Origin of the sequence: Enterobacter cloacae complex sp. SHL021 (assembly GCF_049237765.1) — a bacterium.
Classification (GTDB): domain Bacteria; phylum Pseudomonadota; class Gammaproteobacteria; order Enterobacterales; family Enterobacteriaceae; genus Enterobacter; species Enterobacter cloacae.
This window is the reverse complement of record NZ_JBMKJG010000010.1, coordinates 148,416-168,517: the sequence shown is the minus strand read 5'-3', so window position 1 is coordinate 168,517 and position 20,102 is coordinate 148,416. Positions and strand designations below refer to the sequence as shown.

The 20,102-nt window shown below is 55.2% G+C and carries 23 protein-coding genes and 1 pseudogene; 9 read left to right on the top strand and 15 right to left on the bottom strand.

Going from position 1 to position 20,102, the window contains the following annotated elements; translation table 11 throughout:
• The first annotated feature begins 48 nt into the window (after positions 1–48).
• Positions 49–828 carry an MBL fold metallo-hydrolase gene (locus ACOTZF_RS12510; protein ID WP_129253070.1) on the top strand — a complete coding sequence of 260 codons (780 nt, stop codon included), beginning with the start codon at positions 49–51 and terminating at the stop codon, positions 826–828.
• A 25-nt stretch (positions 829–853) separates the two neighbouring features.
• Positions 854–1,831, top strand: a complete 978-nt coding sequence (locus ACOTZF_RS12505) for a GlxA family transcriptional regulator (RefSeq protein WP_013094852.1) — start codon at positions 854–856, stop codon at positions 1,829–1,831.
• Positions 1,832–1,891: 60 nt separating this feature from the next.
• Here ACOTZF_RS12505 and ACOTZF_RS12500 read toward each other — a convergent pair whose 3' ends face one another.
• The 5 genes from ACOTZF_RS12500 to ACOTZF_RS12480 all read right to left on the bottom strand — a co-directional run bounded on the left by ACOTZF_RS12500 (position 1,892) and on the right by ACOTZF_RS12480 (position 6,270).
• Positions 1,892–2,623: a carbonic anhydrase gene (locus ACOTZF_RS12500; RefSeq protein ID WP_013094853.1), complete on the bottom strand. Its 732-nt coding sequence runs from the start codon at positions 2,621–2,623 to the stop codon at positions 1,892–1,894.
• 115 nt (positions 2,624–2,738) lie between these two features.
• A complete protein-coding gene (locus tag ACOTZF_RS12495) occupies positions 2,739–3,827 on the bottom strand; it encodes an AAA family ATPase (RefSeq protein ID WP_013094854.1) in 1,089 nt (362 codons plus the stop codon).
• 145 nt (positions 3,828–3,972) lie between these two features.
• Positions 3,973–4,932, bottom strand: coding sequence for a YbgA family protein (locus ACOTZF_RS12490; protein ID WP_029881877.1), 960 nt, complete (start codon positions 4,930–4,932; stop codon positions 3,973–3,975).
• 102 nt (positions 4,933–5,034) lie between these two features.
• Positions 5,035–5,445, bottom strand: coding sequence for a hydroxyisourate hydrolase (gene uraH / locus ACOTZF_RS12485; protein WP_013094857.1), 411 nt, complete (start codon positions 5,443–5,445; stop codon positions 5,035–5,037).
• A 99-nt stretch (positions 5,446–5,544) separates the two neighbouring features.
• The gene (locus ACOTZF_RS12480; RefSeq protein WP_038982482.1) at positions 5,545–6,270 is read right to left on the bottom strand and encodes a MerR family transcriptional regulator; all 726 of its coding nucleotides are present in this window, start codon (positions 6,268–6,270) and stop codon (positions 5,545–5,547) included.
• A gap of 117 nt (positions 6,271–6,387) precedes the next feature.
• Here ACOTZF_RS12480 and ACOTZF_RS12475 point away from each other — a divergent pair, with 117 nt between their 5' ends.
• Positions 6,388–6,912, top strand: a complete 525-nt coding sequence (locus ACOTZF_RS12475; protein ID WP_029881878.1) for a lipocalin family protein — start codon at positions 6,388–6,390, stop codon at positions 6,910–6,912.
• 3 nt (positions 6,913–6,915) lie between these two features.
• Here the strand turns inward: ACOTZF_RS12475 and ACOTZF_RS12470 are convergent, their stop codons facing one another.
• From ACOTZF_RS12470 to ACOTZF_RS12445, 6 genes are read right to left on the bottom strand one after another with little or no spacing between them, the layout of a single operon-like run.
• Entirely contained in the window at positions 6,916–7,926 is a 1,011-nt protein-coding gene (locus ACOTZF_RS12470) for a fimbrial protein (RefSeq protein ID WP_129253109.1), read from the bottom strand.
• A complete protein-coding gene (locus ACOTZF_RS12465; protein WP_023621018.1) occupies positions 7,926–8,441 on the bottom strand; it encodes a fimbrial protein in 516 nt (171 codons plus the stop codon). Before ACOTZF_RS12465 ends, ACOTZF_RS12470 begins: the two co-directional genes overlap by 1 nt.
• Positions 8,432–10,954 carry a fimbria/pilus outer membrane usher protein gene (locus ACOTZF_RS12460; RefSeq protein WP_129253075.1) on the bottom strand — a complete coding sequence of 841 codons (2,523 nt, stop codon included), beginning with the start codon at positions 10,952–10,954 and terminating at the stop codon, positions 8,432–8,434. The genes ACOTZF_RS12465 and ACOTZF_RS12460 overlap by 10 nt, the downstream gene beginning before the upstream one ends.
• 23 nt (positions 10,955–10,977) lie before the next feature.
• A complete protein-coding gene (locus ACOTZF_RS12455) occupies positions 10,978–11,655 on the bottom strand; it encodes a fimbrial biogenesis chaperone (RefSeq protein WP_023621016.1) in 678 nt (225 codons plus the stop codon).
• 53 nt (positions 11,656–11,708) lie between these two features.
• Positions 11,709–12,293: a fimbrial protein gene (locus ACOTZF_RS12450; RefSeq protein ID WP_013094864.1), complete on the bottom strand. Its 585-nt coding sequence runs from the start codon at positions 12,291–12,293 to the stop codon at positions 11,709–11,711.
• Positions 12,294–12,345: 52 nt separating this feature from the next.
• A complete protein-coding gene (locus tag ACOTZF_RS12445; protein WP_045293145.1) occupies positions 12,346–12,948 on the bottom strand; it encodes a LuxR C-terminal-related transcriptional regulator in 603 nt (200 codons plus the stop codon).
• Positions 12,949–13,658: 710 nt separating this feature from the next.
• Between ACOTZF_RS12445 and ACOTZF_RS12440 the strand changes: the two genes are divergently transcribed.
• The 5 genes from ACOTZF_RS12440 to ACOTZF_RS12420 all read left to right on the top strand — a co-directional run bounded on the left by ACOTZF_RS12440 (position 13,659) and on the right by ACOTZF_RS12420 (position 17,681).
• Positions 13,659–14,450 carry a winged helix-turn-helix domain-containing protein gene (locus ACOTZF_RS12440; RefSeq protein WP_129253077.1) on the top strand — a complete coding sequence of 264 codons (792 nt, stop codon included), beginning with the start codon at positions 13,659–13,661 and terminating at the stop codon, positions 14,448–14,450.
• Position 14,451: 1 nt separating this feature from the next.
• On the top strand, positions 14,452–14,934 hold the full coding sequence (locus ACOTZF_RS12435; RefSeq protein WP_129317653.1) for a hypothetical protein: 483 nt from the start codon (positions 14,452–14,454) through the stop codon (positions 14,932–14,934).
• Positions 14,935–15,172: 238 nt separating this feature from the next.
• On the top strand, positions 15,173–16,060 hold the full coding sequence (locus ACOTZF_RS12430; RefSeq protein ID WP_129253079.1) for a GlxA family transcriptional regulator: 888 nt from the start codon (positions 15,173–15,175) through the stop codon (positions 16,058–16,060).
• Positions 16,061–16,145: 85 nt separating this feature from the next.
• Positions 16,146–17,144, top strand: a complete 999-nt coding sequence (locus ACOTZF_RS12425; protein WP_129253081.1) for a class I SAM-dependent methyltransferase — start codon at positions 16,146–16,148, stop codon at positions 17,142–17,144.
• A gap of 96 nt (positions 17,145–17,240) precedes the next feature.
• Positions 17,241–17,681: a GNAT family N-acetyltransferase gene (locus ACOTZF_RS12420; protein ID WP_129317652.1), complete on the top strand. Its 441-nt coding sequence runs from the start codon at positions 17,241–17,243 to the stop codon at positions 17,679–17,681.
• Here ACOTZF_RS12420 and ACOTZF_RS12415 read toward each other — a convergent pair.
• Both ACOTZF_RS12415 and ACOTZF_RS12410 read right to left on the bottom strand, forming a co-directional pair.
• On the bottom strand, positions 17,678–18,706 hold the full coding sequence (locus ACOTZF_RS12415; protein WP_154693945.1) for a virulence RhuM family protein: 1,029 nt from the start codon (positions 18,704–18,706) through the stop codon (positions 17,678–17,680). The genes ACOTZF_RS12420 and ACOTZF_RS12415 overlap by 4 nt on opposite strands.
• Positions 18,707–18,765: 59 nt before the next feature.
• Positions 18,766–19,107, bottom strand: a complete 342-nt coding sequence (locus ACOTZF_RS12410) for a SymE family type I addiction module toxin (protein ID WP_038982749.1) — start codon at positions 19,105–19,107, stop codon at positions 18,766–18,768.
• 125 nt (positions 19,108–19,232) lie between these two features.
• On the opposite strand from ACOTZF_RS12410, the gene ACOTZF_RS12405 reads away from it, so the two are divergent.
• Complete coding sequence (locus ACOTZF_RS12405) at positions 19,233–19,424, top strand: toxin-antitoxin system HicB family antitoxin (protein WP_028028019.1); 192 nt, start codon at positions 19,233–19,235, stop codon at positions 19,422–19,424.
• Positions 19,425–19,466: 42 nt separating this feature from the next.
• Here the strand turns inward: ACOTZF_RS12405 and ACOTZF_RS12400 are convergent, their stop codons facing one another.
• Positions 19,467–19,760: a contact-dependent growth inhibition system immunity protein gene (locus tag ACOTZF_RS12400; RefSeq protein ID WP_020686479.1), complete on the bottom strand. Its 294-nt coding sequence runs from the start codon at positions 19,758–19,760 to the stop codon at positions 19,467–19,469.
• Between the two features lie 7 nt (positions 19,761–19,767).
• Positions 19,768–20,073 (bottom strand): annotated as a pseudogene (locus ACOTZF_RS12395) (RNase A-like domain-containing protein); the annotation flags it as partial.
• Between the last annotated feature and the right edge of the window lie 29 nt (positions 20,074–20,102).

Here is a 20,102-nt window from a genome sequence, read left to right as displayed (position 1 = left end):
GCCGGGTCGCGGGCTATTCTCCTTATCACACGCACAGGAGAATAGCCCATGAACATCACTCATATTCGCAATGCCACCCAACTGATCACGTATGCCGGTAAACGCTTTTTGATCGACCCGATGCTGGCCGCAAAAGACGCTTACCCCGGTTTCCCCGGCACGGCGCGGGCCGAGATCCGTAACCCAATGGTTGAACTGCCCGTTGACGTCAGCACGCTGCTGGACGCCGATGCGGTGATCGTCACCCACACCCATGACGATCACTGGGATCGCGCGGCGGTGGAACTGATCGCCAAAGACAAACCGATCTATGTGCAAAACGATCGTGATGCCGCGCTGCTGCGAAGCCAGGGTTTTGATAACCTCACGGTCATGACCGACGAGTCCACCTTTGGTGATATCCGCATCACGAAAACCCACGGCGGCCAGCACGGTACCGATCGCGCGTACGCGGTGCCGGAGCTGGCAGAGCGTCTGGGCGAAGCCTGCGGTGTGGTTCTGCGCCACCCCGACGAGAAAACGCTCTACATCGCGGGCGATACCGTCTGGCGTGATGCGGTGGCGGCCGATCTGCAAAAACACCAGCCGGATGTGGTGGTGCTTAATGCCGGATACGCTCATGTGATCGGTTTCGGGCCCATCATTATGGGGGAACAGGATTTGCTCAACGTTCACTTCCTGCTGCCGCAGGCAAAAATTGTGGCGGTCCATATGGAAGCCATTAACCACTGCCTGTTGAGCCGCCGCGCGCTGCGGGAATACGTGGAAGCGAACCAGATCGGTGATGCGGTGAGCATTCCCCAGGACGGCGAAACCGTTATATTCTGAGCACCAAAAAGGGAAGGAGAGACAGATGCCACTTATCAACGTCGCGATTGTCGCGGTGGACGGGTTTAGCCCGTTCCACTACTCCGTTCCCTGTATTCTGTTTGGCGACGCGGTTTCCGGCGAAAAGCGCTTTAACGTGACGATCTGCGCCGAAAAACCCGGCGTTCTCACCTCAAAAGAGGGCTTTGCCCTTAACGCGACGCAGGATTTTTCAGCCATCGCGCAGGCGGATATTGTGGTGGTGCCCTACTGGCAGCACGTGCTGGATCGCCCGCCTCAGGTGCTGCTCGACAGCCTGGTGCAGGCAAGAGATAACGGTGCGGAAATCGTCGGGCTGTGTCTGGGGTCGTTTGTGCTGGCGTATGCGGGCATTCTCGACGGCAAGCGCGCGGCCACCCACTGGGAGTTTGAACATCACTTCCAGTCGCTTTTTCCGCGCGTCCAGCTTGATATCAACGCCCTCTATGTGGATGACGACAATATTATTACCTCCGCCGGGACCGCCGCCGCGCTGGACTGCTGCCTGTATATCATCCGTCAGCGCTTTGGCAGCGTGGTTGCCAACCAGATCGCCCGTCGGATGATTGTGCCGCCGCACCGCGAAGGCGGTCAGGCGCAGTTCATTGCCCAGCCGGTGCCGAAGGACACCCGCGACGCGCGGATTAACTGCCTGATCGACTACCTGCAGCAACACATTACCGAGCCGCATAATCTCGACTCGCTGGCGAAGGTGGTCTCGATGAGCCGCCGCACGCTGACCCGCCATTTTGTCAACGCCACCGGCATGACCGTGGCCGACTGGCTCACCGCCGAGCGCCTGCGGCGCAGCCAGATCTTACTGGAAGCCGGCAATATGCCGGTTGAACGCGTGGCCGAGCTGGTGGGGTTTAACTCTGCGGTGACCTGGCGACAACAGTTTAAGGCGCGTTTTGGCGTCAGCCCGACGGAGTGGCGCAAGACGTTTCGTATTCAGCCGTCTGTAGCCAGGCATGATGCGACATGAAGTAACACCGTCTTTTAGGCCGGGAGACCCGGCCTGCGGATGCTTTTAACTCACAACACCTTACTGAACAATCACGCGGCCATTCAGCGGCTGAAGCGGACGGTTATTGCTGTGCTCAAGCGCTTGCTTAAACATCTCCAGCTGCTTTTCTGACAGGGTGACGGTGTTTTTCATCACCAGCCAGCGCAGCCCTTCGGTGCACGGTGGGGTGGTCAGCGAGCCGCTGAAGCGATAATAGTGCAGGTCAGCCGGGAACAGCGGACGAAGATCGAGGTGTTTATCAATCGAGATTTCGTGGTCCTTTTCCTTCGGAAGGCGCGCCAGCAGCGGGTTGAGTGCGCTGTTCTCCGGGCCGACCTCAAACATAACGGCAAGCACTGCGACGTCGCCCTCTTTGCTGGCATGAACAAAGTGCGCTTCCAGCGGGAAGGATTTGCCGTTGATCCGGTTTTCGCTCGGGGTATGGAAATGGTACTGGCGCAGGGTAAAGATCTGATCGTCCAGACGGAATTCATCTTCGTCGCTGGCGGTCACCTGCAGGGTATGGCCGTTGTTCACCAGCTTTTCGGCGGCGGTATGGAAATTCATCTCCAGCGGCGGCAGCGTGGCGTTATAGGCGTTACGGATATCGATGGGCGACTGGAATTTCCCGGTCTTGCAGGTGGCAAACTCGTCGCTGAGCTCGCCCCAGTTTTCCGGACCACTCTTGCCTTCATACGTCCAGTGTGGGGCAGACCCCGCAAAGACAGAGGCAGATAAGGCGAATAAGGATGCAGTCAGAATGTGTTTCATGTTGTGTCTCTCAGAATAAGAAATGCGCGTTAAAATACTGATGGCATTGTACTCTTTTCCAAAAGACCCGTCTTATATTGTGGTTATTTGCGTTAAAGAAAATGAAAGCCCCTTCTTACCCCAGCTTCTCCATCTTCGTCTCTCCCTCCGTCATTGACAGCTGATACAGCGAAAACGATCGGTGCTTCTCAATCAACGTCGCCAGCTCCGGCGAGTGGCTGGTGAGCCAGATCTGCGAGTAGCGGCTGGCCTCGGCAATCAGGCTTGCCAGCGCGGGCAGCATCTGCGGATGCAGGCTGTTTTCCGGTTCGTTGAGGGCGATAAACGCCGGTGGGCGCGGGCTTAACAGTGCCACCGCCAGGCATAAAAAGCGCAGCGTGCCGTCAGAAAACTCCGCCGGTTCCAGCGGGCGGCTTAAGCCCTCGCGCTGCATCATCATGCGAAAACGTCCGCCGGTGTTGTCGCTGTAAAACACGCAGCCGGGGAAAGCCTGATCAAGAATGCGCATCAGCAGCAATTCATCGCCAATCTCGACAATGGTCTGAAACGCCGCCGCGAGGTTGGCGCCGTCGCTCGCCAGCACCGGAGAGCGGAAACCCACCTGCGGGGCACGCATCATGGAGCCGCTTGCAACGGAAAACTCATGATAAAATCGCCAGTTACGCAGGGACTCGCGCATCTGCGACACTTCCGGGTAAAGGTGCGGTTCGCCGAGCTGTCCGAATACCGATTCGTTCTCGTACAGCGTGCCGCTGTGGGTCACTTTCTCGTGATGGACGTTATTCAGGAAAACCGCCTGATTTCTGCGCTTCATCAGCTGTGCCGACGGGCGGCGGTGCTGGCCGCTCAGCCAGAGCGACTCTTCCTTGATCACCGGATCGAGCTGAAACTGCGAGGGATAGGGCAGCTTCTCAACAAAGCCTACCTGCAGCTCGTATTCGTAGGTTTCGGTTTCTACCGCCAGGTTCATCCGTCGCAGCTGGTCGCTGCGGGTTTTACCCGCCCAGAACACTTTCAAAATCCCGCCTTCATTCGCCAGAGCCTGAGAAAACTGCCCCTGCGCGGCGCTGTGCATCAGGTGGATCGCCTTGTAAATATTTGATTTCCCGGTGCCATTCGGGCCGAAGACAATGTTGAGCTGTTCCAGCTCCAGCGACATATCGCGAATTGAGCGGTAGTTTTGAATGTGCAGGGTGTTAATCACAGGCCGATCCCTTTTTTGCGTTATAACCTGTATATATTTACAGTCTTTCAGGCGAAATGCAAAAAAGAGACGACAGTGAGGATGTCGTCTAAACGGGCTACTGCTTCGGGCCCCTGAGGGTCAATGGGGGCCTTCGCCTTATTGATTATTTAACGGCCAGACGCAGACCCAAATCATCAGGATAGGGATCAAAGTAGTTTTGCGTCATCAGATACTGATCCGGGTATTCGGCCAGGTAATGTTTTAGCAGCGTGATCGGCGCAAGAATGGGCAGAAGCCCTTCGCGGTAATGCAGGATCACGTCACGAAGCTCACCCCGCTGGCGGCTGTTAAGCTGGTTACGGAAATAGCCCTGAATATGCATCAGCACGTTGGTGTGATTTTTCCGCGAGGCGGGCTTTTTCAGGATGGTCATCAGTTTTTCGCGGTACGCCTCGAAGAACGCGTCCAGATCGTCCCATTCATGCAGCGAGGCGACAAACGGACCAATCTCACGGTAACCCGCCTGATGGTGTGCCAGCAGCTGCAGTTTGTAGCGGCTGTGAAAATCCAGTAGCGCGCGGCGCGTCAGGCCGTTTTTACGCAGCGTGTTCAGTTCGTGCAGCGCAAAAACGCGCTCGACGAAGTTTTCCCGCAGCACCGGGTCGTGCAGACGGCCATCCTCTTCTACGGGCAGCCACGGCCAGGTTTCAAGGAGCGCGGCGGTGAACAGCCCGACGCCCTCCTTGCGGCCCCGGTTGCCGTTTTCATCGTACACGCGCACGCGTTCCATGCCGCAGCTCGGGGATTTTGCACAGACGATAAACCCGGCGAGATCGCCGATCTTTGGCAGATAACTGGCCGTAAAGTCGGCCATTTTCTGCGTGACGTCATCATGCGGCGGATGGCTAAAACGCATCTGCGTGTCGCCGCCGGTCGTCATGATCAAACGCAGCGCAGGGCGTGGTGTAGGCAGGCCGATGGCCATTTCGGGGCAAACGGGTCGGAAATTCACCCACTGGGCCAGCTCATCCATGACGAAACCCATACGCTTATGCCCGCCGTCAAAGCGAACGGCGGACCCGGTCAAGCAGCCGCTAATACCCAGCACAGGTTTCGTTGTCATGGTATGTTCCTCCAGAGCCAATACTTAAAACTTACACAATCTTGCTTATTTGTCCAAGTATTGGCGGAGGTATTTTTTATTGCCGTTTAAAATCAACAGGTTTTAACTGCCCTTGTAGGTTGAATAACCGTACTGACTCAGCAGAAGTGGAATGTGCAGTTTCTCGTTGGTCCGGGTGACGGTAAACAGTACCGGTACTTCCGGGAAGAATGTCTCCAGCTTTTTAGCGTGGAAATAGTCTGCGGTTTTGAAGGTCACTTTATACACGCCAGGCTGCATGTCCTGTTCCTGGGGATAGAGCGATTTGATACGTCCGTCATGGTCGGTTTTGCCGCTGGCAACCGGGATCCATTTGTCCTGCTGCTGCTTTTCCAGGGTAACGGTGACATCCGAAGGCGGCATGCCGGTTTGCTGGTCGAGAACGTGTACGCTCAGCGTGCCGGCAGGGGCACTGAAGGCGGCAGGGGCAAAAGCCATGGAGGCCAGGATCAGCAGAGGGGCAGTTTTTTTCATGTTGTTTTCCTGTGAAGTTGTCAGTCACAGGAAAACGTTAGCATCTGCGGCGCGGAAAAATATTCAACTTTTCGTGAAGATTCCCGCAGGAGAAAATCATTAGAGGATAATGACCTCAAGGGAAAGCTGCTGCTGCCACTGCGCCACCTGTTTTTTCCGCGCGGCGGTCAGTTTACCGCTGGTGACCAGCAACCATTTGCGATCGGGAAATATCTCCGGTGCCAGCGTGGCAGGGGGCGTGGGTAATACGTCGATGCGGTGACCCTGACCGGTCCGCGACAAGGCTTCGAGCCAGATTTCACACGAGTCGTTCAGGTACCAGCCGCTGAGCAGAATGTTATCGCCCGGCGCTTTTTTATCGCCTTCGAGGCAAAACGAGGTGTAGGCGATGAGGATGCCGTCGAGGATCGCGCGCAGGGTCATGGCGGCGGCGACGTTGGCGGACACCTGGCTGCGCAGCGGACGCAGCACGTTGGTCACCAGCTCAGGTCTGGGGTATTCGCGGCCCGCGTCGTAAATCATCTGGCGCAGGGACTCGATTTTGCCCCCCTGCAGGCGTTCCAGCATGTTCTGCTGTAGCGTTTGCCAGTTGTTGGTCCGGCGGGGTACAGGGCGCTCAAGCAGGGGTTTTACCTGGCCAATGGGCACGCCTTTTTTCACCCAGTCGAGGATTTTCAGCGCCTGCTGAACGTCTTCATCGCTGTACTGGCGGTGACCGCCCTCCGTGCGCTGTGGCTTGAGTAAACCATAACGACGCTGCCACGCCCGCAGCGTGGTGGCGGTGATGCCGCTAAGTCTGGCGAATTCGCCGATGGAGTAAGCCATGTCCATGTCCAGAGTGGAGGAATACTCTCAATATACTACGAATTTTTCAGAACGGGATGAAGCGCCGAAAGGGTGCACTACACTTAACATCCAACCGTGCAAATGAAAGGAATTCTCATGAAGCTATGGCCTGTTGTCACCGGGGTTGCCATTGCGCTGACCCTTGTAGCCTGTAAATCCCCCACGCCGCCGAAAGGCGTGCAGCCTATTTCCGGTTTTGATGCCAGCCGCTATCTCGGCAAGTGGTATGAAGTCGCCCGCCTGGAGAACCGCTTTGAACGCGGGCTGGAGCAGGTGACGGCCACCTACGGCCAACGGAGCGATGGCGGAATCAGCGTGCTTAACCGGGGTTACGACCCGGTGAAGAACAAATGGAACGAGAGTGAAGGCAAAGCGTACTTTACCGGCGCGCCAACCACCGCCGCGCTGAAGGTTTCGTTCTTCGGCCCGTTCTACGGCGGCTATAACGTCATCAAGCTGGACGATAAGTACCAGTACGCGCTGGTCAGCGGCCCGAACCGCGACTACCTGTGGATTTTGTCGCGCACGCCAACCGTGCCGGACGCGGTGAAGCAGGATTACCTGAACACCGCGCGCAGTCTGGGCTTCCGGGTCGATCAGCTGGTGTGGGTAAAACATTAACCCCTACTGGTACGAGAACGTAATGCTTGCCAGCGCGTTCGCCGAGCCGGGGAGCAGTTCGCCGGTTCGGATGTATTGCGCCTGGAACGGCAGCGACAGGGTTTGTGCCGCAGTGGTGCTCTGGATAAAGAACTGATTAGTTGTGCCCGCCGCCGAGCTGTCCGGCCCCATCATCAGCGGGCCGGTGCCGTTATAGAAAAACTGCACCCCTACGCCGGACGCGGTGGAGTCGCCGGTCAGCGTCACCACCGACGAGGTGTTTGACGGCGTGGTCTGATCGGTCATCACCGCGCTCACCGCGACGTTCGCGTCACAGGTCAGGCTGACGTTAAACGCACCCGAAGGCGATGTACTGCCCACGGTGGCCAGCGTGCGGATATCGATCGTACCCAGATCGACGTTCGCGCTTTTGGTGCCCACCGTACAGCCGCTCGCCGTCACGGTGATGGTGGTGGGGTTAATGATGACCTTTGCCGTTTTGACCTCGTTGTTATAGGCGGTCACCACCGCAGCGTCGAGGGTAGGGATCTGGTAAACCCCTGACTTCAGTGCTGTCGCGGTCTTAATAAAGGTTACCTTGGCAGACCAGCCTAAACTAGTCGCATAACCATTGGTGCCCTCTGCAGGATAGCTTTGGGTAATACCGCTTTGCAGGGGTATCCAGGCCGAGCCGTTAAAATCTTTTAGCCCGATGATATACCCCACCCCCGGCACGCCGGTTTCAAAAATGGTGTAGTTCACCCCGTCGACGGTGACCGTTGTGCCGCTGGAGATAGCGCTGCTGCTCGGCTCCAGCGTGCCTTTGGAGCAGGTAAAGACCCAGCCGCACCAGAACACTTCCTGTACGCTGACGGAGGCGCTCCAGGTGGAGCCGATAATGCTCCCCGGCACCACCGAATCTGCCGGGCCGCTGTAGGTCATCGGCTGCGGGGCGAGGGTGATATCTGATTTCCATTCCATCGCCTGTGCGCTGGCGCAGAGCAGTAATCCGCTAATAAACAAGAATAAACGCATCATTGATACTCCGTGGTCCAGGTGGCAAAGGCGGAGACGTCTCCGGCATTCACCGGCGCGCCCGTGGCGGCCAGCCGAGCGTAGAAGGTCATCTCTACGCTGTCATCGCCCGGCGTGCCCCGGGCGGTGGTTTGCGTGTCGAGGGGGATCAGCCCGCCGTCTTTATCGAGGATCTGCACCGCCACGCCGGTGGCGCCGCCGTCGGCAATTTTCACCAGCTGCGGGTTGTCGTTATCCGGCGTGCCGCTGAAGCGGATTTTGACCCCGGCAAAGGTTGGCCCGCACGCTTCAAGCCTGATCGTGAAGGGCGTTTTGATATTGCTGACCGCGCCTGCACGGGGGAATTGTTTAATCCCGATGGTACCCAGCGGAACGTCCTGCTCTTTAGAGTCCGCCGCGACAACGCAGGTGTTGCCGATCAAATTCCCGGTGACGGAAACCAGCACGTCATAGCCGCGAACCGGGAACGTGAAGATCAGCAAAGCGATGCTGAACGTCCGAAGCGTTACTGACATACCACCTCCTGTGAATAGAGCCCGGTGCGGGCGTTATAGCTCTGCTTGTTCAACGCGTAGTTGATGGTGCAGCGCTGGTCGCTGTTGCGCCCCCATACGGCACTCAACGTGCCCTGCTCGGTTAACCCCGACAGATACAGGCTGCCGCCGTCGCCGACGATGCCGCTGGTTTTGTCATCGTTCAGTGAGACCAGCGTGCCGAAGGGCAGCACGTCGTTGCCGCGGCGCACGACAAACATCGCTTTTTTCCCCTGGCGTGTGACAAGGGTGGCGCGAACCAGCGCACCGTCGGTCGGCGTTTTGTTGACGATGGCATTCTCCAGCTCCACGTCATTACCTGCGGTTGTGACATCCAGCGCGACCTGGTTCACGCGGTACGGCGTGGCGTAGGGGATCACCGCGTAGCCCCGGCTGTCGGTTTTGATACCCTTGTGGTTAAGCACGGCAACGTCACTGGCGCCCGGGGCTTTCACCAGAATGTTGGTGTTGCCGAGCGGCTGGCTCAGCGTCAGACCATCTTCATGCAGCACCGCCCCGCCGCTCATCCCGTAGCTGAGGTTGCGGGATGAGCGGGTGTAGCTGTAGCCCAGGTTGTAGTCTCCTTTTGCGCCTTCGTATTGCAGCGTGGCGTCGCCGCCGTAGTGCTGCTGCGCGCTATAGCGCTGGTTGACGCTGTAAAACAGGTTCTCCTGGCCCGGCAGATAACCGCTCACGCCGGTACTGGCCGTAGTGCCGGTTGAATCCGCATGGGTGGTGGTAAAGCGGGCGCGGGTCGACAGCGCCGGGTTGCCCAGCGGCACCGAAAGTGACATCGCCAGCACGTTATCTTTTTTGTCGTCATACAGGCTAGAGCTGCGCTGAACGCTGACGCCAAGCGACACGTTACGAAACGTGGCATTCCACGCGAACTGCAAACTTTGCGTGGTTTTCGACGTGTTCCAGTAGGTTTGCTGATCCCACGACAGCGACAGCGAACCGTATTGCCCCATCGGCTGTGACAGCAGCAGCTGGTTTTTGGCCTTACGCGACATGCGCAGGTTATATACCGTGTCGTAGTGGGTGGTGACGGTGCCATCGTCTTCCACAATCTGCTTTGGGGATCCGCCCGCCATGCCCTTGTACGTGGTATCGCTCAGGGTATAAAACCCTTTCGTTGAGTAGCGCAGCGAGAAAAAATTAACCCGCGTGCCGATATCATTCAGCAGCTTGCTGTAACGCAGGCGCACGGAATCGCCGGTGTAGTGCTGGTCGTCCGCCAGCTGGCTGCGGGCGTGGGTCAGGTCGATGGAATACGCGCCAAAGCGCCCCAGGTTCTGCCCAATCCCGAAGGCCAGACCGTTATAGCGATCGGCAAACTGCGCCCCACCGTAAAACGTCAGGCCATAACGCCAGCCGTAGAACAGCTCGCCCTGCGCGAAAGAGGGCGCATCCTGATGGCCCATCGGACGATATTTTCCTGCTCCCAGGGCATATTTCAGCTGTCCGTTACGCACCAGGTTTGGCACGCTGGCATACGGAAGCGTGTACTGCGTCTGGCTGCCGTCGTTCTCCTGGATTGTGACCGCGAGATCGCCCCCGGAAGAGGTCGGGTAGAGATCTTTCAGCACAAACGCCCCCGGCGGCACTGAGGTTTGATAAATGATGTTGCCGTTCTGGCGAACCGTCACCGTGGCGTTGCTGCGGGCGATGCCGCGCACTTCCGGCGCATAGCCGCTCAGGCTGGCAGGCAGCATATTGTCATCGGTTTTCAGGGCAATGCCGCGCAGGCCCACGGCGTCGAACACCTGGGCGGAGGTATACGTTTCCCCGGCGTAAACCTGCGCGTTCAGGGTGGGAATATCCCGCTGCAGCCAGGTCTGCACGTGGGTGAGTTCGTTAGTATCTTTGGTCCACGTGGTGAAATCACGCAGCCGCCACGCGCCGAGATTGATGCCGCTGTTCAGGCTCGCAAACAGCTGCTGGTCGCGCGTGCGCGTCTCGCCCTGATAGTCATTGTTCGAGCCGTTTACCACATAGTTCAGCCACGCGGCAGGAATGCCCGCTTCCCAGCTTTCCGGGCTGACATACCCGCGCGGCAAATTGCGCATCGCGCTCTGCGGTACGGTGAAGCTGAGGGAGAGCGTCTGCTGGTCAAAATCAAACCGGGTATCGGCAAACGCCTCCGTCAGAAAAATGCAGCGCTGCGCGAGCGGCAGTGCGCCGCCTTTCGCCTGCTGGCTGTCGATGCCCAGCGCCGCGATCTGTTCAGGCGTGAGGCATGGCAGGGCTTCCCCTGTATTTTCAGCGGTGCGGAACGTGACATTGCCGGTGAACGCATAGTTGTTATTGATATACACGTTGAGGTTGTGATCGCCCGGCGGCAATGCGCTCCCGGCGTTGACCCAGGCGAGATCGGCGCTGTTGGCGCTCTCACCGTTGAGGAACGCAGGGTTAAATTGCAACGCGCTTTCAGCCGCCATGGCCTGCCGAATTACCAGGGAGATCACCGTGGCACACAGGATTTTTCTTTTCACGTGGTCACGCCTCACAGTCGGGATTATTGGGACAATGCCGCGCGTGTCGCGGGCGTCCATGCGCCGTAATCGTTAATGGTCTGGTAGCTCACGCTGCTGGCGTGGCTGAAGGTTTCGCCCAGCGTTACGCTGGATTTCGGCGGCACCATCACCGGCTGTACCGGCATGCCATCGATTTTCAGGTTGATGGTGGTGAGGTAGTACGGCGTTGGGTTGCTGAGCGTGACCTTTCCGCCGCGATAGGCTCCGGTCAGGCTTTTCCAGGCGTCCCCTGCGCCTTGCCCAAGGCTCTCCGGGCGATAAAACACCTTGATGCGGTTTGCCGAAGCAAACTGCAGCGAATTGCCGGAACCGCTTTTGGTCTGCTGTGGAATGGCTTTCACCGTCATCCAGTAGAGCGTTTCGCGATCCTCTGGCAGGGCTTTACCGTTAAACATGATTTTCACCGCGCTTTCGCTGGCCGGTTTCATGACGAACAGCGGCGGCGTAATAACGAAGTCGTTGGTTTTTTGCCCTTTTTCGTTTTCCATCCATGACTGGATCAGGAACGTGGCGTCGGGATGCGTGTTCCTGACCTGCAGCATGGACTGGTTAGTAGTGCTGGAGTAGACCATTCGCGTGGCGCCCAGCCCTACGCCGCCTGCATATGCGGCGGATGAACATAATGAAATAGCCAGACAGATCCCTGCTTTTGCGCGCATGGTGCGTCTCCTTAAAGCTGAGTCAGGCCCGGCCAGCGAACCGGGCCTGAAAATTACGAGTAGGTAACGGTGTAGGTTGCAACCGCGCTGGCATCACCCGCCGTGGCGTTGCCCTGCGGTGAGTAATATTTCGCGCTGAAGTTCAGGGTGTTGGCCCCCGCACGCAAAGGAATGGCGGCGGCAGGTTCACCCAGCTTCACCACTTTGCCCTGCTCGTCGTACAGGCGAATCGCAACGTGCTGCGCCGAGTTAGCGCCGCCGTTTGCGCCAACGGCCAGGCTGTTGGCATCGGCCGCATCCGGCGTACCGGTAAAGGTCACGGCCACGGTGGTGGCGGCAATCGGGTTGTCTTCCGTTGAGGCGGAGGTATCGGCGATTTCGCAATCTTCCAGGGTGATGGAGAAGGCTTTCGCGGTGCTGGCTTCACTGCCTGCCGCGGCCAGCGTGGCGGTACGCACTTCGCCCATGTCGACATCAATGTTGGCGCTGCCAGCACTAATGGCGCAGGCTGAGGTCACCACCTTGCCGCTGAAGTTCACCGTACCGCCGCTGGTGGTTGCAGCGAACGCCGACCCTGCTGGCAGTACTGCCGCAACGGCGACGGCAAGCAGTGTTTTCGTTTTAAATTGAGCTTTCATTGTCCTGATTCCATGTTGTCGTTATGTCGGGTTGTGCTCTTGGTCGACAGATCTAACTGGTTAAAAAGACCAGCAAATCTGTCTTATTTCTGAGCCCAAGTTTTCTTATCGCTGAGCTTTTTAACGCGCTGACGCGGCGGTAAGAAAGCTGCTCTGTTTCGGCGATATAACGCATATCCAGACCTTTTCGCAGATCCTTCAATACTCGCCATTCGCCCGGCGTCAGCGATAACGCCGTGGGTTTCTTTTTTGGGCGATATCGGCTATCGACCATTTTTAATAAGCTGGCTCGCCAGTGATAAAGTGGCTCCTGCAGCGAGATATAGGCATCTATATCGCCGCGTATCCACAGCCAGGAATTGGCTGGCGTGGAATACATACAAATAAGGACGTCAGGCTGGCGGGATTTGATGTTTTTTATATATTTCAGGCAATCAAATCCCGCGTGATACTTTTCCGTGCCGGATAAAAAAATGACATCAACGGGGGTGGTTAAAAACACGGTTTCCATTAATGAATAATCATCGCTTGATGCTATTACCTGCATTTCAGGAACCATGTTTTTTAATACCGCGGCGATCCCCTGACGTGAAAAGTGATCGCCTCCCAACAGTGCGGTTGTTAAATGACGTTTATTTCCGGTTTTATTCGCCATGTTATTCCCTCGATTTATAATTGTAATGAGGCTCGCCCGTCTGGCAGAACGATGCCTGTATTTTCGAAGCAATTAAGCATTGCACGGTATGGAGTCACTATACGGATAGTGCGAAACAGGTAATCTGAATTAATCTTAATTTGTATTAAGTTGAGCTAAACGGATTTCTTCATTATCTCCCTGCCGTACCGGCTGCCTCATATTTGCCTGTAATTAATCATACCGACACTTTTTAATGAAAAGTTGGCTTTACTAAATGTTTTGTAAGGAAATTGTCTGGTGGTGTCAGGTATTCGGCCCTGTTACTTACTTCTGCTAACAATTTCAGGGTGAAACTGTTAATTATGCCAGGGCTTTTCGACGAGTTTGGGATGACTGAAATTGCCGACAGGCCGCGTCTTATCTGGTTTCCTCGGAAAAAGTGAATAAAGGTCTCTGAATAATTCAGACACGGATGGCCGAAGCGTTCAATTCGCCGTTTTGTCGAGTTTTGTCAGTGTCAAGTCCGCGTGGGAAAAGGTAGCATGAGGCATTTTCAGGTGCTTTGCCAGGTCTCATATGGCCAAAAAGGCGGTTAAGAGAACTTCAGATAAGCGGTTAAGAAAAAATAAAAATAAGATTTTTCGCCAGGCGCCAGGATATACAGACGCGGGTTTATCGGTCACATTAATCCTTAAACCGGCGTTTACAGGAGGTATTTAACGAGTCTTATGCATAAGTATTATATCATTAATGGCATCGTCGAGTTTCATCCTGCGGCCAGCACATTACGCGACCTCAATAATCCTGAACAGGTGGTGGTATTAAACTCGCCTGCCGGACGTTGTTTGCTGTTATTGATTGAAAGAGCCGGGAGTATTGTCACTCAACAGGAGTGTATGGACATTGTCTGGCAGCGTCGGGGAATGATGGTGTCGCCGAATACCTATTACCAGAATATTTCTATTCTGCGTAAGGGGCTGAAAAAAGCCGGGTTTGAAACCGATCCAATCGTCACGATCCCCCGTATTGGCCTGACGCTGGCAAGCGATACGCAAATTACGATTAAAGAGGCGCAGTTGCCCTTGGCAGAGCCAGAAGCGCCGGTCCAGACCGTTCAGGAAGAGGCTGGCGTACCGCAGTCCGTGGCTCCTGTGACTCCCGTTGCTCCGGTTGCGAAACGTCGCTTCTGGCTGGTGGGCGCACTGCTGGCGCTGTTGTTAATCGTTAGCGTGAGCGTCATCAGCTATAGCCGGCCGCATGACAACTATTTTGTGGACGGTTACCGCTTCACGACAATGATGGGAGAGTGTCGGCTCTATTTTGCCCGCGATATCGAGACGCCGCAGGACAGGGAAAAAGCGCTGGCCTATGCTGCGCCATTTAAAGATGAATGCAGCAGTTATCCCTGGATCTATATCGGTGGATATAGCCTGTTGCCGCGTGCTTCGGTGATCCGCTGCGACCGGGCAATGACGGAACCAAACCGTTGTATGTCAGATTACTTTATTCAGGATCATTAATATGGCTCGTTACCGTCAAACGCTGTTAACGCTCTGTTTGTGCCTGCTGGTGGGGGCGTTAGCCGCTGGTTATTATCTGTGGCAGCGTTATTACATTCACCCTTTTGCCTGTCAGGTGAACTTTATTCAGCACCATCCTGAAGAGACACTGACCCTGTGGCTAAATTATACGGTGGACGGTAACAACGGCACGCTCAGCATGAACGGTCGGGTGAAGAGCGATCCGGGTAAGACCTTTAATCGTAAAATATTCTTTCAGGTAGAGCGCAAAGATAATGTCTATTACATGCGATCTGTCCGCAATATCAAATTCCCCGATGATGACGTGAGCGACAGCTGGCTGGAGAAGTACGAACCGTTATTTTTCATCTACCCCAACGAGAGTATTTATGTGCGAATTAAGAAACAGCAGAATGATAATTATTTATTCATTCTGGGGACGTTACCGACCTATGTGTGCCACCCCTCAAAAACGGAGGGCTGAACGGGAAAAGCGTTGCTGTTTTGTGGTCATCATTTATACTTTATTGAACCGCTAAGAAATATCTTAGAGTAATATAAGAGCAACACAATATGTTGCGATAATGTAATTAATATTTTTTGGCAAGGTAATGAAAACTTTAATTGATGACTCATGCAGGCGTGGTTCTGCACGAAATAAACCCCTGCATATCGGTTTATTTCTGTGGCCCCATTTTTCATTATTAGCCCTATCGGGGTTAATGGAGGCGTTACGTACGGCGTCCTGTGTACAAAAATCCAGACAGAAAATCACGTTCAAACTCAGTCTGATAAGCACCCGGGCGGAATTGCCCATCACCAGCAGCGCCGGTATTAGCGTGCAGCCTGAAGCCGCGCATCTTACTCCGGGGGAATACGACTATATTGCCGTGATTGGCGGAAGCCTGGAGGATCTGGATAAGGGGCTCCAGGACGACCGGGCATTTCTTGCAGAGGCGCATCACAACGCCATTCCGCTGATCGGTATTGGCACCGGGAGCTTTATCCTGGCGGAAGAGGAGATCCTCAATGAACGGCGCGCCTCGATCCATCCTTATCATCATGACGTCTTCACGCAACGGTTTCCGCAGGTTTATGCCGAGCAGGGGCTGGATTTTATCGATGAAGGCGATGTGCTGACCTGCCCGGGCGGGATCTCGACGCTGACGCTAACCACGGCGCTGATTCGCGCCCATGCGGGCGACGATATTGCCGCCACCACGTCACGGCGTTTATCGCTCTCACCGCACGCTGTTACTACCCCGCGGCCTGCCAATATTGCGCTGATCCCGGACTCGCGGCTGCGCAGAGCGGTCATGATCATCGAACAGTACCTGACACGCCCGCTTAGTGCCGCCGGGCTGGCCCAGGACGTCAAGCTGAGCGAGCGTCAGCTTAATCGCCTGTTTCACGCCGAGTTTGGTAAAACGGCACGTGAATTTATCCGCAGCGCCAGACTGCGCTATGCCTGCTGGCTGTTGAAGAACTCGCAGCAAAGCGTCACGGACATTGCGCGGCGGATGGGCTTTAGCGACTGCGCCCATTTTATTCGTCATTTCCAGCTTGAGTACGGCTGTACGCCAGGGGTGTGGCGCACGTCGCAGAGCTAATGCCCCGATTTCGTGCTTTCTTCGTAGGGTATTACTGGTTTGCCTGGATACACTTCCGTTAAAAGCCCAACGGGGGGACGATGACATGAACTGGCAGCCTTTTCGCGGCAGCGCACCGGGAAATATGACCATTTTCAGCGCCTCATTTCCTGATGTCAGCGACCAGTGGCCGATGAAAGACGAGACTGCCCGGGAGATCAACGCGCTTAACCAGGCGCTGAAAGCCGACCCGGCGCTTCGCCCTCCGCTGATTGAATACGAAGAGGGCGGGCAGGCGGTGCTTGTCCCGCAGAACCGTTACTCCGAACAGGCTTTTCGCAACCGGCCTGCGCTTCTCGCGTGGCGCGCCCGGCTGGTTCCCACCGCGCTGGCGCTGTTTGTGGTGCAAAATCCGCTGGAGGAGCGCCTCCCCGAAGGCACGAAAATGGACAGCGACAGCCGCCAGTGGTTTATTCACGCTAACGACGCCATCGGCGTGCGCTCCCGCGCAAAAGTGCTGGCTGCGCTGGTAGAGAAGTACATCCATAACGAGAGCGAGAACAACTGGGTGAGCCTGGCCAGCGGGGCGGCCATTCCCGTGCTTGAGGCGCTGCGCAACGCAAAGCTCGACGGTCAGGAGGTGTACCTGACGCTGGTAGATAAAGACCCCGTCGCGCTGAGCTGGGCCGAGACCATGGCCGCGCAGGAGGGGCTGGTTGTGGGCGAACAGCTGACGCTGCTCAGGCGCAACCTGCTGCATACGCTGGTGCGTAACGACGATTTACTGCTGGAGCTGGGCGAGCATCAGGCCGAACTGGTCGACGCGCTGGGTATATTTGAGTACTTCAACGATACCGATGCGGTGACTTTCCTGCAGCGCGCGCTGCGGCTGGTGAAGCCCGGCGGGGCGGTGATTGTGTCGAATATGCTGACCAGCAGCCCGCAGATCGACTTTGTGCTGCGCGGTATTGGCTGGGAGGACATCCATCCCAGGTCGTTGCAGCAGTTGCAGGATATCCACCTCGCGGCGGGCGTGCCGGTGGAGAATGTCACCGTGGTGGTGCCAAAGGATGGGGTGTACGCGGTGATGGAGGTGAAGGTTTAGCGCGATCGGTTCTCTCTCCCTGTGGGTTGAGGGTGAGGGGGAGCAGCACGCACAGCGTGACTTGCATTAGTTCGGTTTTCCAAACATGATCCCCTCATGAAAATAGAAACCGCACATCCCTCACACTTCGAACGCCTGGTCGCAATCTGGGAATCTTCCGTTCGCGCTACCCATCACTTTTTACAGGAAAGCGATATCGCGGCTCTGCGCCCGCTATTGCTCAACGCGTATCTGTCAAACCTCACCGTCGTGATGGCCCGCGATGATGCAGGTGTTATCCACGGCTTTTTAGGCGTGGATGAAAACCGCATTGAAATGCTGTTTGTTGATGATGCGAGCCGGGGAAAGGGCGTGGGGAAATTACTGCTGCACTATGCCATCGCAGAGTTTGGCGTAAACGAAGTGGATGTAAATGAGCAAAACCCGCAGGGCGTCGCGTTTTATCGCCATATGGGGTTTGTGCAGGTCGGCCGCTCAGAGGTTGATGGGCAGGGGAATCCGTTTCCGCTGTTGCATATGCGGTTGAATAGGGATTAGCGCTTAGCCTGCTTATCCCATTTTAATAAGCCGACAATATCTTTCTCTCCCTCGGCTTCTTTCAGCAGGCGCTGCTTCTTTTCATACTCAATGTATTCTGAACACGCCTTTTCATCCGCCGCTTTTTTGCTGATTTTGCCTGCGCCTTCTAAAACGTCCCGGTCGTTAAATTGCAGGAACTGATCGAGTTTGGTTTGCCAGTCTCGTAAAAATACCTGCTTGCGGCGTTTGGCCTGATCTTCAGCAAAGTCGAGCCACATATTAACGACACGATTTAGTTCGCTGACTTCATCCTGAGACAGATAATTTTTTGCTGTGGTGACATCGCATTTACGGACTTCTTCGCCTTTATAGCTGGTCAGCCCCATATACGGTTGCGTGGCGTCCGCACGCTGGTGAATCAACTCAGCGGCGGTAAGGCCGGTGCAGGCAAAATGCAGTTTATTCTGGATGGTCTGGAAGAATTGCGTGGTTTCTTTGAGTGACGGCTGATAGTCAGCGGCTAATGCAAAAATCTCCCTCACACGGAGATAAACCCGGCGTTCGCTGGCCCGTATATCGCGAATGCGTTCCAGCATTTCATCGAAATAGTCAGGTACGGCGGATGATCCCACAGGCGGGTTTTTCAGGCGCTCGTCGTCCATAACGAAGCCTTTTACCAGATATTCCTGCAGCGTTTGGGTGGCCCACTGGCGGAACTGTGTCCCTCGCGTGGAGCGGACGCGATAGCCGATGGCGAGAATGACGGGCAGGCTAAAATATTGAACGTTATATACTTTACCATCGTTGGCAGTTGTTCGGTAAAACCGAACAACTGAATTTTCGACCAGCTCACCCTCATCAAAAATATTCTTGATATGCCCACTGATCGTTGCTTTGGCTTTGCCGTATAACTCACAGATCGTAGCCTGTGAGAGCCACAAAGTATCGCTTTCGAAGCGGCATTCAATGCGAACTTTTCCATCCTTGCTGGCAAACATGACGAACTCACCGGCTGGTGAATTGATTAATTCTTCATATGTCATGCTGCCCCCCACCCTATAAGGTTGATGTCGGTAAGTTCGTAGTATGCCAGAAACAGCCGCTAAGCCAGGTGGTTTGTATTTGTTTTTGCGAGGCGCTTTCCAGCACGCGGAGTTTGGATGGCTGTAAGCGCGTTCTCTATCTCAATAAGCTTTGCTTTCGTCCGTTTATAATCATCCTGCAACCTCTGCTCTTGCTCGTTATACGCCACCAGAACGATGCATCCTTTCATGACTTTTATCGTGACTTGCTGCCCAGTATCAAAACCCGCCGCGCGCAGCCACTTGCCGGAAAGGATGATTTTCGGCGTGGATTTGTCGAAAACATTCGGCCGGTATCCCACAATTAACGAACGCTCGGTTCCGGATTGGTCGGTGTCTGGGGTAGAATGCGAATCAGCCATAATCAACTCCTTGATAGTTGGTGAGGTTAGACGCTCCTGTTGTGTTCCCGCACATCGGAGCGTTGCTAGTAGAGGAGGTTTAGGTGGCCTCCTATATGGCTCAGAGTAGATGGATAGGTGGCCTCATGTCAATCATATCGCGCGAAAAAAAACCAAAAGGCGGTGGGCAGTCCCCGCAATTTAAGATGCGTATTGATCCGGCATTGAAGGAGCAGTTGGATGCCGTGGCGGCTGAGGAAGGGGTGAGTCTCGCCAGTTGGTTGAAGGAACTGGCGAGGGAGGCTTTACGACGAAAAGGCCTGGAGCCAAAGGGATAATTCACTACGGGTTCATCGCACTTCGACAATGAGTCGCGGTTGCTAAGCAAGGGCAAGTCTGCGCACCGTCATCAGGAAGTCGTAAGAGGTCGTCTCCCACAGCTCAGGCGAAAAATCAAATCCATATCGGCTTTTGAACTCATCATCCAGCTTGTCTCCGTAACACTCAATAAAATTATCAATCTCTTCGGCTAGCTCTTTTAACAACCAACCAGGTGCCGTCTTTTTAAATAGCCCAATTATTCCCTCAATTGTATCCTCACCATCATTAATGAGGTCATAATCCTGATTGAAGTAACCATGAATCAACTGATCAAGATGATAGAAATTTTGCATAATTCACCTACGGGGTCGGGAATGCAGTAAGGATATAGTAAGGCTTACCATTATATTCTTTCAGCTCAATAACAATCCTCACACTTCGCATGCTGATACGCTGTGTACTACCTCGTGAAAACCCATATCCAATCTCCTGACCTGCCGGGTAAACGATAGTGAGGCGCCCCCCTCTGTTTCCGCCGCCAAGTAATGATTTTATATTTGCTCGATTATAATATATTGCTCTTGATATAACGCTTTCTGCAACGTTTAAATTTTTAAATGTTGAAGACATTATGAGTCGCTTATTCTGCCCGAATCGGGCAAGTAACTCATTATCCGTTTCTACTGCTCCAGGTA

What these genes read in the sequence shown, in the direction of transcription:
- ACOTZF_RS12510 (WP_129253070.1), top strand. Translation starts at nt 49, where the DNA reads ATGAACATCACTCATATTCGCAATGCCACCCAACTGATCACGTATGCC.
- ACOTZF_RS12505 (WP_013094852.1), top strand. Translation starts at nt 854, where the DNA reads ATGCCACTTATCAACGTCGCGATTGTCGCGGTGGACGGGTTTAGCCCG.
- ACOTZF_RS12500 (WP_013094853.1), bottom strand. Translation starts at nt 2,623, where the DNA reads ATGAAACACATTCTGACTGCATCCTTATTCGCCTTATCTGCCTCTGTC.
- ACOTZF_RS12490 (WP_029881877.1), bottom strand. Translation starts at nt 4,932, where the DNA reads ATGACAACGAAACCTGTGCTGGGTATTAGCGGCTGCTTGACCGGGTCC.
- uraH (WP_013094857.1), bottom strand. Translation starts at nt 5,445, where the DNA reads ATGAAAAAAACTGCCCCTCTGCTGATCCTGGCCTCCATGGCTTTTGCC.
- ACOTZF_RS12480 (WP_038982482.1), bottom strand. Translation starts at nt 6,270, where the DNA reads ATGGCTTACTCCATCGGCGAATTCGCCAGACTTAGCGGCATCACCGCC.
- ACOTZF_RS12475 (WP_029881878.1), top strand. Translation starts at nt 6,388, where the DNA reads ATGAAGCTATGGCCTGTTGTCACCGGGGTTGCCATTGCGCTGACCCTT.
- ACOTZF_RS12470 (WP_129253109.1), bottom strand. Translation starts at nt 7,926, where the DNA reads ATGCGTTTATTCTTGTTTATTAGCGGATTACTGCTCTGCGCCAGCGCA.
- ACOTZF_RS12465 (WP_023621018.1), bottom strand. Translation starts at nt 8,441, where the DNA reads ATGTCAGTAACGCTTCGGACGTTCAGCATCGCTTTGCTGATCTTCACG.
- ACOTZF_RS12455 (WP_023621016.1), bottom strand. Translation starts at nt 11,655, where the DNA reads ATGCGCGCAAAAGCAGGGATCTGTCTGGCTATTTCATTATGTTCATCC.
- ACOTZF_RS12450 (WP_013094864.1), bottom strand. Translation starts at nt 12,293, where the DNA reads ATGAAAGCTCAATTTAAAACGAAAACACTGCTTGCCGTCGCCGTTGCG.
- ACOTZF_RS12445 (WP_045293145.1), bottom strand. Translation starts at nt 12,948, where the DNA reads ATGGCGAATAAAACCGGAAATAAACGTCATTTAACAACCGCACTGTTG.
- ACOTZF_RS12440 (WP_129253077.1), top strand. Translation starts at nt 13,659, where the DNA reads ATGCATAAGTATTATATCATTAATGGCATCGTCGAGTTTCATCCTGCG.
- ACOTZF_RS12435 (WP_129317653.1), top strand. Translation starts at nt 14,452, where the DNA reads ATGGCTCGTTACCGTCAAACGCTGTTAACGCTCTGTTTGTGCCTGCTG.
- ACOTZF_RS12430 (WP_129253079.1), top strand. Translation starts at nt 15,173, where the DNA reads ATGGAGGCGTTACGTACGGCGTCCTGTGTACAAAAATCCAGACAGAAA.
- ACOTZF_RS12425 (WP_129253081.1), top strand. Translation starts at nt 16,146, where the DNA reads ATGAACTGGCAGCCTTTTCGCGGCAGCGCACCGGGAAATATGACCATT.
- ACOTZF_RS12420 (WP_129317652.1), top strand. Translation starts at nt 17,241, where the DNA reads ATGAAAATAGAAACCGCACATCCCTCACACTTCGAACGCCTGGTCGCA.
- ACOTZF_RS12415 (WP_154693945.1), bottom strand. Translation starts at nt 18,706, where the DNA reads ATGACATATGAAGAATTAATCAATTCACCAGCCGGTGAGTTCGTCATG.
- ACOTZF_RS12410 (WP_038982749.1), bottom strand. Translation starts at nt 19,107, where the DNA reads ATGGCTGATTCGCATTCTACCCCAGACACCGACCAATCCGGAACCGAG.
- ACOTZF_RS12405 (WP_028028019.1), top strand. Translation starts at nt 19,233, where the DNA reads ATGTCAATCATATCGCGCGAAAAAAAACCAAAAGGCGGTGGGCAGTCC.
- ACOTZF_RS12400 (WP_020686479.1), bottom strand. Translation starts at nt 19,760, where the DNA reads ATGCAAAATTTCTATCATCTTGATCAGTTGATTCATGGTTACTTCAAT.